This window comes from Sphingobacterium sp. 40-24 (assembly GCF_001899705.1).
GTDB lineage: Bacteria > Bacteroidota > Bacteroidia > Sphingobacteriales > Sphingobacteriaceae > Sphingobacterium > Sphingobacterium multivorum.
Genome location: NZ_MKWH01000055.1, coordinates 73,389 through 89,314, shown reverse-complemented (window position 1 = coordinate 89,314; position 15,926 = coordinate 73,389). Strand labels below are relative to the sequence as shown.

Genomic DNA, 15,926 nt, shown 5'->3' with positions numbered 1-15,926 from the left:
GCCTCTAAAATAGAATGTCGATGTATAACTCACTTTTACGCCCTTCTACCCCAGGTGTAAAGTCTTTGGGTACCTCAGTTCCTGCTATTACCCTTCCATTTTGGTTGACCAAAATAAAATTCAACGTCCAGTTGCCTGTCATGGTGTAATTCACAACACCTTGGTACAATCCGTTGGCCTGTTGGACCAAGTCCTTATTATTGGGGGAAGAATGGTTACCCATCGAAGGTTCTGGCATACGCGGATCTAACTGCAAGGTGTATCCGTTGACTCTTGTATAAGACAATTGCGCAGTGTCTAATTTATAAATACCTGCGACCAGTTTATTTTCAGCAACATTTGGTTTCCAAGGAGCAATCAAGGCGATTAAATAGTGTTCGCCATCTTTCCCGGTAAAGGTGGTTATATTACGATTTTTATTGGTCTGCGGCATTACAGTTACATGCTGTGCAGCAGAGAAAGTCTGATCGCCAATTTTAAAATCGATTTCCAAACTCCAGTTTGCTGCTGCAGAACTTTCATCTGTAAACACACTGTAACCCGAAAAGTAGCTCCCATCCAACGTATGGTCCATTACGGACTGGTTTGGACAAACAATTTTCATTCCTTGCATATTGGTTTGGATGGGCAGCAATTTGACTGCGGAAACGGCTACAGGTTCATTATTTTGCTGCTTATTGATTTTCACGCGGATATCATTATAACCGCGGTACAATACCCCGCCCGGGGCTTCAATATGAATATTGTACCCTGAAGAAATAAGGCTTGTAACCTCTTTAAACTCCATATTCTCTTCAACAGTATTTCCTCGTTCGGCCTCATAGTCTGTTTTCGCCTTGGTACAGCCGACTACAAGAAGACCTATAATCGCGATATAAAAACCCGCTTTTTTTATAAATAAATCTCTCATCTATAATATTTCATGTATAAGGAAGCTTTCCGATTTACTTCGTGAACTCGCAAGCCCGGTTTAAATAAATCATGCTGGCATCCTATATGACAAATGGATATATTTTTGTAGCGAAATAAAATCATCCTGTTGATTTTAAGTAGATTACTAACCACGATCAACATTATAATGATTCAGAGCCACATCGCAATGTAGTCCAAATAACCATATTGGTTTCTTTGAAATAAATACTGAATAAGTAGTTTAATCGGAAGATTGATTACTTTGACAAGACATCGCTAAACGCATTTTGACAACGCAATTCTAAAGCGATGCTAGCGTTAGCATACACTGTAAATCATCATCAGCGATCGATTACTTATTCAAATAAATTACTAGCTGGATTTAAACCAAAGGGGGATGAAATATTGTAAAGATGGGATTATAGGAATAATCTTCTTTATATACTGGAAGTAGGCGCTCCACAGTGTCTTCATAAAGAGCCGTGTTTTTAAACGTAAAATCTTGCGTATTATTTATAAAAACAACATCAATGATACGTAATTCAAGATTTTTTTGTTCCTTTTCCTCATGTTCGCGCATTTTCTTCATCAAAATACACTGGCCTCGACAGGCAAACGCATTATCGTTAAAACGATTGATACATTCGTAACGTGCGATATAATCTCGATTCAACTCGAAGACTGTCCATAGCCATACCGTTGAGAAGCTCTGCAGGAGCATCAAGGGTAATAGAATCCATATAAACAGTCTGATTTTCATTCGAATATTTTATTCTCAATAGCAGCTTACATCAGGAAGATTACTTCATTATCTTGTAAACTGGCCAACTCATGATAATCTGTGTGAGTTTGGGCAAATATAACAAATGAATCTTGGAATAAACAAATGCTATTTAAAAGAAAAAGTCCTAGGAAGACTACTACCTAGGACTTATAAGACTCAATTATAATTATTTTGTTGCAATCGTCAAGACAGCTTTCTTATTGCCTGCAGCTAAATCCAATGTAAAAACATAGGTTTTACCGGTCTCTAATACTTTAGCGGTTTTGATGCCAAGATTGCCCGAGTCGCGTCCATTCTTTCCATCCCCCACAAAAACGATATCACTTGTCGTTGTCAGGTCTGTGCCACCAAATTCACCGCCCCATCCTTTTTGATGGAAAAATTTGAAATTGATGTTATCAGAATTTATAGACTCTCCTGCCTTAACAGTTATCTGGTATTTCTTGTTGCCTAGCGGCACCAGACAAAGCGCTTTATCTGTGTTCCAGCCTACCTGATTACTGGATACCTTAGGTTTTCCGATTCCTTCACCAATAATCCAAACCGCCCCACTTCCGTCATCTTGTAATTTTGCTAAATCATTACCTGTCATCGCTTCAACCACAAAATATTTTAAGGTAAAGTCCGCAGTAACGCGATACTTACCGTTCATTCCGTTGAAAGCGATTGATCCGTCAGGAGCTTGTGTAAAATAGTCCGGATCAATCCACCAATTCTTCAGATCTTCTATTCCGTCAATAACCACCTTCTCGCCTTTTACCATATTCAACTCTGCCTTAAAGTGCTCATCATCAAGGCGACTGAATACCGTTCCATTAATGGCATAAGCAATAATAAACGGTGAAGCTTGATAAGTTGAGGTATTAAATGCGATGCTATAGGTTCCAGAAGTTGAATTTGAAAATGGGATTTCAGCCGTAGACCCTAGGTTTATAACATTATTGACCCAACCAAAATTCATCAGATTGCCTTGTGCGCCCACTTTTGGTGCTTGAATATAGCCCTTTACCGAAAATGGAAAATTCTCTTTTGCCGCATATTGATTACGCCCTACCCTTTCCATGCGATAGGACTTAGATGCTGTGACTAAAGTTAAATATGGAAAGTCGGGTCTGCTCAGATTAATATCAAAAGATTGTTCCGTTATTTTTTGGCTAATATTCTGTAAGACAAACTTCAGGGTTGCTTTTCCATCGGGAATATCTTTCAGGAACGGAACATAAATTTTTCCAGTATAATCTCCATTTTGTTTGGTACGAATGACGGTTTCTGTTACCTTGTCGTCTGTAAAATACAATTGTGCTTTAACAGTAGACAGCGCAACTTCACTATCCGACACATGCACCTGAAATTCGAGACTATCCCCAAAATTTGCAGTCGAGATGGGCGATTTCAATTCGATTTTAGGATCCCCTATTTGATAGGTATATTTTTCATCCTTTTTACAGGAACTAACTGCCGTAATAGCAGCAGTTCCCAATAGTATATTGATGAGATATCTTTTCATTTGTTCATAATTTATGCGCTATCCATTTGATAGCGCTTAAGGTTTATCATCCTCCAATTAATAGGTCCAGCGGTAAGAAACAACCGACTTAGCTGGCACATCATAATTAAAATGATGTTTACCATCTGCCAAGGTAATTTTACGACTATCGCCCGATTCGTTTAACAGAACAACAGCATAGGTTCCGTCTGTATTTTGAAATGCAGTATAAACCAACCCTTCCGCTGTATACCCAGAAGCCCCAATCCTTGTAGCTCCTGATTTAACCACTGAGGAAAGATGACCAACAATATAGTAGTGTGAATTACGTGTTATATTTTTATAATTTGCCTTACTAATGTCCACGGCGCCATAACATGTCTGGCAGCCCCCCTCGCGATTTGGCCCTTTGTCAGTATCAAGCATCAGGTTCCATACAATGACGCCCTTGCTCCAATTGTTGACGGTGCCCAATGCAACTTCTCGCATATCCTCCATCAAACGTTTTTCAAGATTGCGTCCATCATTCCATTCCCCAATGGATGTTTCCGTAAATACCAGTTCCTTGTCTGGGCGTTGATTATGAATATCAATAAGTTCAGCTTTATCCCCACCATAATTATGGTACGCCGCTCCGGCGAAGAATGAAGCTGCTCCGGCATCATTATAAATTTTTACAGGATAATCAGTCTGATCAGCGATATTATCATAATTATAATTATGATCAAATGCATAAATCTTTGTTGATAAATTAGCCGCTTTTAATTGTGGGCCCAAAGCTTGTTTGACAAAAGCCTGTTGTTCCTGCCAAGACATATAAAGCGAAGCGGAATTTTTTCTATTCAATGGTTCATTTTGAACAGTAATTGAATAAACATTAATGCCTTCTTTCTTCATTGCCTGGATCCATTGAACGAAATACCAACCATAATCCTGGTAATATTTTGGATTTAACTGACCACTGGTCCATGAATCAAAGGGCTTTAAATCAGTTAGGTTGTTAACTTTCATCCATTTCGGTGGAGTCCATGGGGAGCCCATGATTTTTATGGATGGATTGATAGCAAGTATTTCTTTAAGCACCGGAATGATATATTGGGTCTCTTCAGACTGCAATCCAAAATTTTCCTTTCCTTCTTTGTCCCAACAGGTATATTCACTCAAAGAGAAGTCGGAACATCCAATAGCAATACGGATATAATTCATTCCCATTCCATCTTTATCTGAGAAAGTCTCCGTAAGAAATTTTGTTCGATCTTCCTTACTCATTTTCATCAAATTATAACAGGTTGAGCCTGTGATGGCTGCACCGAAGCCGTCCATCGTCTGGAATTTCTTAGTAGGATCTAGCGTAATTGTATTGGGCGACATGTTAAATTTGGAACTGAAATCAACAAAGCGTTTTCCAAAATCCAAAGACCGACTGCCTGTCGTCGTATAAATGGTAACGTCACCACTTTTTTTAATTTCATCACCTTGTGAAGGTGTATAGCTGTCACGGTTACAAGATGTTGCCGTCACTAGACAGGACAACAAGAATGTATATATCATAGTTTTTTTATTATTGCGTTTCATCTGTTAATAAATTTTTCGCCATCCATCAAATGAGGATTTCCGTTGTTAAATCAGTTAATACCCCGGATTCTGAACTAGATTAGGATTCTGATCAATTTTTGGTTGCGGAATCGGTAAACGGTAAGAGTTCTTCGTGAAGGGATACACCTGTGCCTTTCTTCCAGCATCTTTAGCATAAACAGCATTCATGACAGATTCCACCTTATCTAAGCGCACGAGATCAAACCATCTTTGTCCTTCGAAGGCCAATTCAAGACGACGTTCTTTCAAATAAGCGTCTAATAAAGCATCCTTATTTGAACGTACGGCAGCGGATATTTTAGGCAATTTAGCACGGGTGCGAATTTTGTCAATAATGTCTGCCGCTCCAGATAGATCTGATCCCTGCTGAATTAATGCTTCCGCTTTTAACAATAAAAGGTCTGCGTAACGAAGCTTGACAATACTATTAAATGCAGAACGTAATTTAAACATGAATGGATAATGGTTTGACGGATAATAGTTGCTCCAAGTAGTGGAATAATAAACAATAGATTGCCCCAAACGAACCTGGTCCCCTTCATTCGTATACGCTTGAATCAAGTCCCGAGATGGGGTTATCCATTTGGCCCATGTGAAGTTATTATCATAATTGGACAAATCCCTTCCAAACATCCAAGTCGCCCAATTACCTCCACCCGAAGTAAACTGTGCTTCCAAAATCGATTCTTTCGTATTCCGCTGTGCAAGATCTGTGTTGCTTGCATTCATTGCATATAGATCTGAGTAATTGGTATTCAGATCAAATCCATCCGCAGTCAATGCGTCAACATATTGGATAACTTTAGCGTAATCGCGAATTGGTTTTTCGGCATAGATCTTTGCCAGCATCGCTCGTGCGACGGATTTGGTAAATAAAGTCTTATTCCCATTATTGTTGGCTGGTGCATCAGCCAATCCGTCCATCAAGTCTTTTTCGATCTGCTTATAGGCTTCTTCTTCTGTGGCTTGTTTTGGAAAATATTGCGGATAAACTTCATTGACATTGTCACCAGTAATATCGGGTGCAATTGTGGTAATGACAGGGATAGATCCGAATATACGGACCATATCAAACATCGCCAATGCTCTGAATAGTTTAGCTTGTGCCTTATACGTTCTAATATCCGTATCGCTCAACGATTTATCAGCAACACTATCAACGTAAATGATCAATCGATTTGCACGTCCAACATCTTCCAGATATCTTCCCCAATCCCGGTCAACAACCGAATTAGACCCTTCAATAGAATTATTTTCAAAAGGTACAACTTCCGCTCCCGTCGTTCCCGCATAGGAATTATCGGCATGGGAATCTCCGATTAGGAGCAGATCGAGATACCAATGTTCCTGCCGATCTTTCATTTGCTGATAAATCCCCGCCAAATAGGTCTCAACCTCAGCTCTATTCTTAAAAACAATCTGCGTTCCTGTCTCGGTCTTCCCTTGACTCACATCCGAATAATCTGAAAGTGGATCACGGTTCAAAGAGCAAGAAAATAAAAACAAAGCGCCGGTTAGCAAAGAAAGAGCATTACTTATATATTTTTTCATGATACAGACAATTAAAACTCAATATTAAGACCTAAAACAAATGAACGATTCTGTGGATAGGTACCCCAATCTATACCTTGGATTCTGGAATCGGATCCGCCCGAATATTGGTTTACTTCCGGATCCATACCTGAATACTTAGTCAAGGTAAACAGATTGCTTACAGATAGATAAGGCTGAATTTTATGGATACCAATACGCTTCAGTCTCTCCGGAGAAATCGAATAGCCCAAGGACACATTTTTCATCCGCAAATAACTACCATCTTCAACAAAATAGGTTGAATTTTTCATGTCAAACCCAGCTTTAGGAACATGTGTAATCTGTCCCGGTACCCGCCAGCGATCCAATACAACTGTCGTTTGATTTCGACCATCATACATCCCCTCTGTTTCCATACGGCTGGCATTGAAGATGTCGTTTCCATAAGTTCCCTGAATGAATATGCTTAGATCGAAATTTTTCCAAGAGAAACTATTTGTCATACCATACACAAACTTTGGCAGGGGATTGCCGATATACGTACGGTCGCTTGACGAGATCTTGCCATCTCCGTTCAGGTCGCGATACATGAGCTCACCGGTTTCAGGGTTTACGCCATCTGAAATATAACCGAAGAATCCTGCAAGCGATCTTCCGGGCTCATTTTTCACCACAAAATCATTGACATAATCGTTCGTTTTGACATCATAATACACCTGTTGTAAGTCGAGCTGCTGAAGCTTATTTCTGTTGAAAGAGATATTAAAATCTGTATTCCAAGTCAAGTTTCCGGTCAGATTTTTCGAATTTACCGCAAATTCAAAACCATGATTATTCAACCTTCCACCATTTCTTTGGATTGTAGTTGCTTGCTGTCCTGCAGGCAAGCTCGCATTCATTAAAAGATTCTTGGTATCCTTGTTGTAGTAATCTGCGCTGATGCTGAGTCGATTATTCAACATCGTGATATCAAAACCGATACTGGTTGTGCTTGTCGTTTCCCAAGTTAAATCTTTCGCTCTTAAGATTGTTGGTTTATTGATATTTGGTACAGCATTGTCTTTTCCCTCAACAAACCATTGTTGACGTTGGATACCGCTCAATTGCAGGTAAGCATAATCGCCTAATCCGTATTGATTACCTGTCTGTCCCCATCCCCCCCGGATTTTTAAGTCGTTTATCCAGGTTACATCTTTCATAAAATCTTCAGCAGAGATTCTCCAAGCAGCCGATACCGATGGAAAATAGCCCCAGCGTCGTTCTGGACTTAGCTTGGAAGAACCATCGGCACGCATATTTGCGGTCAATAAATACTTGCCATCATAATTGTACATTGCGCGTGCGAAATAGGACATAATCCCCCAATTGGATGCTGTAGATCCTGTTCTATCCCAAGAGATCTTATTTGCAGCATTAAGTGTCTCAATGATTCCATTAGCATAGTTTGAACCATAGATATAGCTTCTGGAGTACTTAGAATCCGTCCATGACGAACCGCCCATTACTTCCAAATTATGCTTTCCGAAGTTCTTCGTGTATGTCAAGAAATTGTCCCACGTTAACACGGTATTTGTATTACGAATATCTGAAGCTTCCCCGAATTGATTTCTTCCCCACGCTGTCGTCCAAGGATCCAAAAAAGTGGTCATCACCCCGGATCTTCGATCTAATGAAAACGAAGTTTTCCATGTTAAGTTAGGCATAAAGGAAATCAATGCACTTCCTGTGGCAACAAGACGGTTTTCGCGGTTATTGTTATTCCTTGTCCGGGCTAAGTTTTCCAATGGACTTGTAATGTTGTTGATCCCATAAAAATTATTATAGAATCGATCTGGATTTGTTGGATCCCATACAGGGGCGTAAGTAGGTGTTGTGATTACAGATGTAACTACTCCACCACGGTTAGAACCCAATCCGGAGGTAATTCCATTATCATTGTTATCGGAATAATTGATATTCGCATTCACCTTTAGCCATTTTCGAACTTGGTTATCAATATTAGCACGAAAATTATATCGTCTAAAAAAGGATCCTTGTAATGTTCCTTTTTCGTTCAAATACCCCCCACCTAAATAGTAACGAAGCTTCTCATTGCCATCCGAGATGGATATCTGATGATTTTGTTGAATACCTGTCTTGTAGGTTTCTTTGAACCAATCCGTTTGATCCAACAATCCCTCTGGCAGATTTATCATACCTATTTCATCCTGTAAGTCTTTGTATTGACTGGTATTTAAAACGTTGACAGTGTTATTGACAACATTGGCTGTCCACTGTGTTCCAAGCGTAATTTTTGCCTCGCCGGCTTTTCCTGATTTTGTCGTAACCAAGATGACACCGTTTGAACCACGCGAGCCGTAGATCGCTGCCGATGAGGCGTCCTTTAGAATTTGAATGTCCGTGATATCATTGGGAGACAAGAACTTAATATCTTCCACAGGAACTCCATCAACAACATATAAGGGAGTCGTATTGCTATTAAAAGACGTTATCCCCCGAATTTGTATCTGAGGTGCTGCACCTGGCTGACCACTCGGCTGAATAACAGTGACGCCGGCAGCCTTACCTTGAATGGCTTGTCCAAAATTGGTGACGGGCCTCTTTTCAAGGTCTTTCGTGGAAACAGAAGAGATTGCAGTCGTGACATCTTTTCTTTTGACGCTACCATAACCGATTACAATGACATCCTCCAGCATATTGGTTGATGAATTCAATTGGACGACCATGGTACTGTTGGCAGGCAATTCTTTGCTGTCGTAGCCAACAAACGTAAATTGGAGTATACTGCCGATGCTAGCAGAAATTTGAAAACGCCCATCTGCATTACTGGAGACTGCATTATTACTTCCTTTTTGTGTAATGGTTACTCCAGAGAGTGGTTTCTGATCTTGAGCATCCAAGATACGTCCACTGACTTGAACTCGGTCTTGGGCAAATACCAAATTCACCAAAGTAAACAAGAAAGCTAGCCCCATTGAAAAGGCAACTTTTCGTGTAAAGTAAATCATATGAAATAAAAAAATTGGTTATTGTTTAATCTTTTGGTTATTCCAAAATGGCAATGAGTTTCCCCTGCTTCATTGCTCAAAACAAAACTAAGATCACCAAGACGGAGAAAAAAGAGCTAGTACTGAAAAAGTACCAGAAAAAAAATGCAAACAGCTAACATAAAGATTATTACAAATTAAATACAGCATTAAAAAGTACCTACAGGAGCGTACAATCGTCTTTAAAACAGCCAATTTTCGGGTATTACCCTACATTTTAGGCCCGGTCGATCACCGCAATCTGACACACAGCAGCTTCAAAAGCATCGCGGTTTCCCGCAGCCTTATTACGCACTTTTGTTCTATAATTATAAACTGTCCGAAGAGAATATCGAAGGAAACTTGCAATCTTCACGGAATCATCGATTCCTAATCGAATCAATGCGAAAATCCGAAGTTCAGTATTTAACAATTCTGTTTTTTTGGGATAGATTTTCTCGTCCTCCTGAAGTAAGGCATTGAATTCATCAACAAAGGTTGGATATAGATTTAAAAAGATACGGTCAAAATTAACATAGAGCTGCTGCACCTCTCTTTCTTCCATTTGCGTTGACTTTAACTGTTCGCGTAAGGCATCCCACTGCTGATTCGTCGCTTTTTTCAACAGTGCTTTTCTGATATCTTCCATTTTATCGATATAACTCGAACACATATCAAAGAATTGCGCAATATATTCTTCTTTAATATGATTGGATTCAGATAATTTAAGGTTAGTCTGGTTTATTTCATCATTCAATGATCGAAGTTGTTGGTTTGTAGCCGATAATTCCGATCGTATTCTTCTCAAATGTTGCACTTGTCTATAAATAATGACAAGTCCAATGATTACACCAATCAATAAAATACTGACGATAATGACCAAGCCTACCAGTTGCCGATTTTGGCTACTGATTTTCTGCTGATAGGCGGCATTGATTATAGGATAAGAAGAGGTACCTTCAATAATGCGATACCGCACTTTACATAACATCGCATCGTCTATGGCTTTTTCAATAAACTGAAAAGCGCGATCGAAATCCTGTTGGTCGTAATAGGTTAGCGCCAGATCATGAAAAGATGCGTTGTCGCGATTAGCCATTTCAATATCTGCACTGGCCGATATGGAAAGATAGTAAATTTGACTTTTCGTATCCTTTTCATATTTATAAATGAGCCCCATAAAATAGGCTATCAGCGCACGCTGCTCAATATCCTTTTTGTTCTCATTCCAGAGGACCAACAATTGCTTTTTAGCATCCTCACGGTTACCATTAAAAAGTGTTTTTATAGCGATGGTTGTACGATACTCCAAGGAAGACTTTGGTAGTACCGTTAACAGAGAATCACGATACTTTTCACTTGCCTGGTAATATTCTGATCGATTATTGCTCTGACCGTAATGACTATAAAAGGAGCTGTAGGTATCGTAATATTTTGCCAAGAGATCCCGGCCAAGATGAGCGGGCTCAACTTGCTTTAACAATTGTGAAGCTTCTATATACCGTCCGACGGTGGAATACACCCAGGCCAAATCGAGATGAATAACCGCCTGTAAGGAGTCATTATTCGGTGGAGCGAGCTTTTGACACAGTAAAATATAAGTAAGCGCTGCGTCAGAATCAAACTTCTTATAATTTTCGAAGATTTCGTAGTTCTTCTTCAAAAATTGAACGGGATTACTTTCTAATGCTTTGGCCTCCTGTTTTAATTTCTCCAATTTATCTTCACGGTTCTTGATGTAAATTTTCTTATTTTCCATCAAATATTCCAATCGTTGCAAAACCCGGGTACTATCGGAATCTACTTGCGCAGATAGGTAAAGACTAAAATGAGCAAAAAGAATAAAAAGAAAAATGCGCTGCAACATAATAAACTCGGTTCAACATCGTGTAGACTAAACTACATAAAAATAACAACAAAAAAGAGGACGTCTCCCGACGGCCTCTTCCCCCGACCCAGTTAAGGGTCCAAGAATTAACAAGTTAATTCTTTATCGCATGAAAAATAGTTTTCTTTTTAATGTATGGCAACCTATTGCCAACCTCCTCCCAAGGCTTTGTATAGTAGAATCTGGTTTAACGTGTTTTCTTTCTCCAATTCTACTTTTCCGATTTGGGCTTCCAGCGACTCCTTCTGTGCTGTAACGACATCCAGAGAGGTCACCCGTCCAGCAATAAATAGTTCCTGTGCGGCCTCGATAGAGAGCTTTAATGCTTGAACATGCTCATCGACAAAACCACGCCGTCTGCCTATTGCCTCTTGTGTCATAATCACATTAGAAACCTCATTATAGGCATTCAGAACCATTTTTTCATAATCCAAAAAAGCAATCCCATAGTCCGCTTTTGCAATTTCGTACTGCGTTTTCAGTTGCCTTTGGTTAAATATCGGAAGCGTAATACCGCCAAATAAGTTATAAGCAATAGATTTATCCAAATTAAATAACTTGTTAAAGCTAAAGCTCTGCAATCCGATAAATGGACTTATTGCTACAGAAGGCAGAAAAGCCAAACGTGATGCTTCCTGATTATTCGAAGAGGCAATCACTTTCAAATAAGCGGCCTTGATATCGGGACGTTGGTTGACAAGATCATCCGGTGTACCAAAATGCATTGCATGATATAAATCCGCATTTTCAGCATATGTACTTCGTACAATAGGTTGATAAAAACGTCCTAATAAACCATTTATATGGTGTTCCCAAAGTGCTATCTCTTGGATCAATTGTTCTTTAGCAGCTTTAGAATTGGCCAAAAGCGCTTTAAACTGTTGTACAGAAAGCTCAGTCGCATAACCAGCATCTTTTTTTACTTCAACAACTTCCAGTGCATTCTTATGCAATTCAATATTCCGATTATATACTTTTATCTTTTGATCCAAAGCAATTAGTTCATAATAAGCTGTTGCAATATTAGAGACTAATTCCGTTTCCAAGAGACGCTTTCCCTCCTGCTCTGCTAGGAAGCTAAAATAAGCAGCTTGTTTTTGGCTCTTTAACTTTCCCCAAAGATCAATCTCCCAAGATGAACGAAGTCCGATAAAATAATCTGGGATAAATGGTTCGGGTAATTTTTCATCATTTTTCAAATTCTCCGAGAAATTTGAATCGTAATTACCGATCCCTGACTCAGTATAGTGGCCATACTTCCGTATTCCTCCTTCTACTGCGGCCTCGACCCTAGGACCTAAAGCGGCTTTCCGTTGCTTAAAATAAGCTTGCGCAGATTCCAAACGTAGGATGGATTGACGAATATCCAAATTGTTCTGCAACGCCGAATCAATTAAGGAAACCAACTGCGAATCTTTAAAAATTTCCTTCCAAGGTCGGCTTCCCACATTTAAACTATCTGGCGAAAGATGTTTAGAAAAGGAATTCGGTACGTTTACTTGCTCCGGTTGGAGAGCTTTTTTGGGAACCGAACAACTTCCAAATAAAATAAGTGCAGCAATAACTAAAGAAGCTTGTTTCACAACTTGTTTCTTATTCTCTTTTTTTGAAAATAAGATCACTAAGCCTGGGATGACAATTACCCCCAGAATGGTTCCGATAAGCATTCCGCCGACTGCAGCAGTACCGATACTTCGATTACCCAATGCACCGGCTCCGCTGGCCATCATCAAGGGTATCAGACCTGCAATAAAAGCAAACGAAGTCATTAATATGGGCCGTAACCGGGCAACAGCGCCTTCTATTGAAGCTGTCACGATATCCATTCCTTGCTTATATTTCAAATTGGCATATTCCACAATCAGAATCGCATTTTTGCCCAGCAAACCAATCAGCATGACCAATGCGACCTGCGCATAGATATTGTTTTCCAATCCAAAGACCTTCAGGAAAATGAAAGCACCAAAGATCCCCGCTGGAAGACAGAGCAGAACTGGTAACGGCAATAAGAAGCTTTCGTACTGTGCACATAACAACAGATAAACAAACAGAAGACAAAGCGCGAAGATATACAAAGCCTGATTTCCCGAGATTTTCTGTTCCCGAGTCATACCAGACCATTCGATACTATAACCTTGAGGCAAAGAAGAAGCAATTTTCTCGACTTCTTCGATAGCTTGCCCGGAGCTGAAACCAGCTGAAGACTGTCCAGTAATCATGGCCGAACTAAACATATTGTAACGGGTAATTTGTTCAGGACCATAAATTCTTTCCATCGAAATAAAGGCATTGTATGGAACCATCTCACCCGTCTCATTCTTCACATATAAGCGTAATACATCTTCCGGTCTCTGGCGATATTCGGGACCAGCCTGTACCATGACCTTATACATCTGTCCGTAACGGATGAAATTTGTCGCGTAAAGACTTCCCATTAAGGTCTGCAGCGTATTCATGGCATTCTCCACCGATATTCCTTTTTTTGCAGCCATATCGTAGTCCACCTTCAGCATATATTGGGGGAAGTTCACATCAAAACTAGAGTTGATATCCTGAAGAACATCACTTTTTTCCATGTCGTCCATAAACTTCTGTAATACCTCGGCCGTCTTGTTGAGATCCTCATTCCCGCTACGGTCCAATAAACGTAATTCAAAACCCGAAGAGTTACCAAAACCGGGAACTGTCGGCGGCGGAAAGAATTCAATCTCTCCATCAGCAAAATCCTTTGTTTTATCCCGCAATTCTTTAATGACATCATCTACCGTTTGATCTCGCTCTTTCCAAGGTTTAAGATTGATCATCCCCATCCCATAGGAAGCACCAGATACTTCAGTTATGATACTATACCCCGACAACGTAGACACTGTTTCAACAATATCGAGTTTCCGCGATACGGAGTCAATTTTATCCAAAACGCGTTCTGTACGGTCTACGGTTGCTCCCGGTGGGGTTGTTACAGCGACATAGATCATTCCTTGATCCTCGGTTGGAATAAAACCTGAGGGTAAGATGGCACTACTTCCCCAGGTCGCTAGAAAGAATCCTCCAAGTAGAAGGAGAGTCAGCCCACGTCGCGCACTGGTTTTTACCAAAATCCCCTTATAGCCGAAGGCAGTCTTGTCATAAATGGCATTGAATTTTTTAAAGAAACGGTCCAACCAGTTATTCGAAGGTTTACGGTCATGGGGCGATTTTAGGAAAAGCGCACATAAAGCGGGCGTCAATGTCAACGCGTTGATACCTGAAATAACAATGGCAGCCGCGAGCGTCAATGAAAATTGACGATAAAATATCCCCACCGGCCCTGAAAGAAAGGCAACTGGAACAAACACAGCAGACATCACCAACGTAATGGCCACAACAGCGCCACCGACTTCTTTCATTGCCTCCAATGTCGCTTCCATAGGTTGAAGATGTTCTTCTTCCATTTTTGCATATACAGCCTCTACGACGACAATTCCATTGTCTACCACAATACCTATGGCCAGTACCAAGGCAAACAAGGTCAGCAGGTTGATTGAGAAACCTAACATCTGCATAAAAAATAATGCCCCAATCAAACATACTGGTACAGCCAAAATTGGTATAATAGTCGCCCTAAAATCCTGTAAAAAGATAAATACAACGATAAAAACCAAAAGAAACGCCTCCAATAAGGTTTTGATGACAGAAGAAATTGAAGCATCCAAAAACCGCGATACATCATAACCCATGGTATAGGTCATGCCGGTCGGGAATTGTGTTTGTTTCAATTCTGCCATGCGGTCTTTTACACGCTGAATAACCTCTTGTGCATTTGATCCGGGCAATTGCTTTAGCATGATGGATGCGGATGGACGTCCATCAGTTTTGGATACCATTTCATAATCCAATGAACCAAATTCAACATCTGCTACGTCTTTTATACGGATAATAGAACCATTTGAAGTAGCTCGAATAGGTATATTGGCATATTCCTCAATTTCAGTGAATTTACCTGGATAACGCAATACATATTGTTGCATGTTACGCATTTTATCGGAACTGATACCGGTTTGTCCTGGCGCAGCCTCGATATTCTGTTTTCGTAATGCGGCCACCACATCCTCCGTAGAGATATTATAAGCTGCCATACGGTCAGGTTTAATCCATACACGCATCGCATAATCACGCATTCCCATAATCTGAGCGAGACCGACGCCTTCGATCCGTTTCAGTTCCTTTAGAATGTTGATATCTGCGAAATTGTAAATGAATCTTTCATCCGCGGTTTCATCATCGGTAAAAACATTCAGATACATCAACATGGAGTTGACCTCTTTTTCGGTGGTTACCCCTGCTTTGATGACCTCTTCAGGGAGTTCATCCAATACAGTAGTTACTCTATTCTGTACGTTTACAGCTGCAATATCTGGATCTGTACCAACTTCAAAAAAGATTTGAATAACCGTGCTGCCGTTATTGGTAGACACTGAATTCATGTAAGTCATCCCAGCTACACCGTTGATTGCTTTTTCCAAAGGAATAGCGACGGCATTTGTACTCACCTCAGCATTGGCACCTGTATAATTGGCATTGACGACGACCGAAGGTGGTACAATGTCCGGAAATTGCGTGATGGGCAATGTAAATAAGGCCAACAACCCTAAAAGTGTAATAAACACCGAAATAACCAACGACAATATGGGTCGTTTTATAAATGTTTCAAACATAATTTAT

At 40.1% G+C, this 15,926-nt stretch carries 8 protein-coding genes; all 8 read right to left on the bottom strand.

The window, feature by feature from the left end; genetic code table 11:
• Window positions 1–4 precede the first annotated feature (4 nt).
• The 8 genes from BGP15_RS19665 to BGP15_RS19630 all read right to left on the bottom strand — a co-directional run bounded on the left by BGP15_RS19665 (window position 5) and on the right by BGP15_RS19630 (window position 15,919).
• A complete protein-coding gene (locus BGP15_RS19665; protein ID WP_070561728.1) occupies window positions 5–910 on the bottom strand; it encodes a hypothetical protein in 906 nt (301 codons plus the stop codon).
• Window positions 911–1,294: 384 nt separating this feature from the next.
• Window positions 1,295–1,672 carry a hypothetical protein gene (locus tag BGP15_RS19660; RefSeq protein ID WP_286770583.1) on the bottom strand — a complete coding sequence of 126 codons (378 nt, stop codon included), beginning with the start codon at window positions 1,670–1,672 and terminating at the stop codon, window positions 1,295–1,297.
• A gap of 190 nt (window positions 1,673–1,862) precedes the next feature.
• Window positions 1,863–3,203: a DUF5125 domain-containing protein gene (locus BGP15_RS19655; RefSeq protein WP_286754753.1), complete on the bottom strand. Its 1,341-nt coding sequence runs from the start codon at window positions 3,201–3,203 to the stop codon at window positions 1,863–1,865.
• Window positions 3,204–3,260: 57 nt separating this feature from the next.
• The gene (locus BGP15_RS19650; protein ID WP_286770582.1) at window positions 3,261–4,733 is read right to left on the bottom strand and encodes an endo-1,6-beta-glucanase; all 1,473 of its coding nucleotides are present in this window, start codon (window positions 4,731–4,733) and stop codon (window positions 3,261–3,263) included.
• A gap of 78 nt (window positions 4,734–4,811) precedes the next feature.
• Window positions 4,812–6,329, bottom strand: coding sequence for a RagB/SusD family nutrient uptake outer membrane protein (locus BGP15_RS19645; protein WP_286770581.1), 1,518 nt, complete (start codon window positions 6,327–6,329; stop codon window positions 4,812–4,814).
• Between the two features lie 11 nt (window positions 6,330–6,340).
• Entirely contained in the window at window positions 6,341–9,319 is a 2,979-nt protein-coding gene (locus BGP15_RS19640; protein ID WP_286770580.1) for a SusC/RagA family TonB-linked outer membrane protein, read from the bottom strand.
• A gap of 256 nt (window positions 9,320–9,575) precedes the next feature.
• On the bottom strand, window positions 9,576–11,204 hold the full coding sequence (gene susR / locus BGP15_RS19635) for a SusR family glycan utilization regulator (protein WP_286770579.1): 1,629 nt from the start codon (window positions 11,202–11,204) through the stop codon (window positions 9,576–9,578).
• Between the two features lie 164 nt (window positions 11,205–11,368).
• Window positions 11,369–15,919: an efflux RND transporter permease subunit gene (locus BGP15_RS19630; protein WP_286770578.1), complete on the bottom strand. Its 4,551-nt coding sequence runs from the start codon at window positions 15,917–15,919 to the stop codon at window positions 11,369–11,371.
• Window positions 15,920–15,926 lie beyond the last annotated feature (7 nt).

What these genes read in the sequence shown, in the direction of transcription:
- BGP15_RS19650 (WP_286770582.1), bottom strand. Translation starts at nt 4,733, where the DNA reads ATGATATATACATTCTTGTTGTCCTGTCTAGTGACGGCAACATCTTGT.
- BGP15_RS19630 (WP_286770578.1), bottom strand. Translation starts at nt 15,919, where the DNA reads ATGTTTGAAACATTTATAAAACGACCCATATTGTCGTTGGTTATTTCG.
- BGP15_RS19640 (WP_286770580.1), bottom strand. Translation starts at nt 9,319, where the DNA reads ATGATTTACTTTACACGAAAAGTTGCCTTTTCAATGGGGCTAGCTTTC.
- BGP15_RS19660 (WP_286770583.1), bottom strand. Translation starts at nt 1,672, where the DNA reads ATGAAAATCAGACTGTTTATATGGATTCTATTACCCTTGATGCTCCTG.
- BGP15_RS19655 (WP_286754753.1), bottom strand. Translation starts at nt 3,203, where the DNA reads ATGAAAAGATATCTCATCAATATACTATTGGGAACTGCTGCTATTACG.
- susR (WP_286770579.1), bottom strand. Translation starts at nt 11,204, where the DNA reads ATGTTGCAGCGCATTTTTCTTTTTATTCTTTTTGCTCATTTTAGTCTT.
- BGP15_RS19665 (WP_070561728.1), bottom strand. Translation starts at nt 910, where the DNA reads ATGAGAGATTTATTTATAAAAAAAGCGGGTTTTTATATCGCGATTATA.
- BGP15_RS19645 (WP_286770581.1), bottom strand. Translation starts at nt 6,329, where the DNA reads ATGAAAAAATATATAAGTAATGCTCTTTCTTTGCTAACCGGCGCTTTG.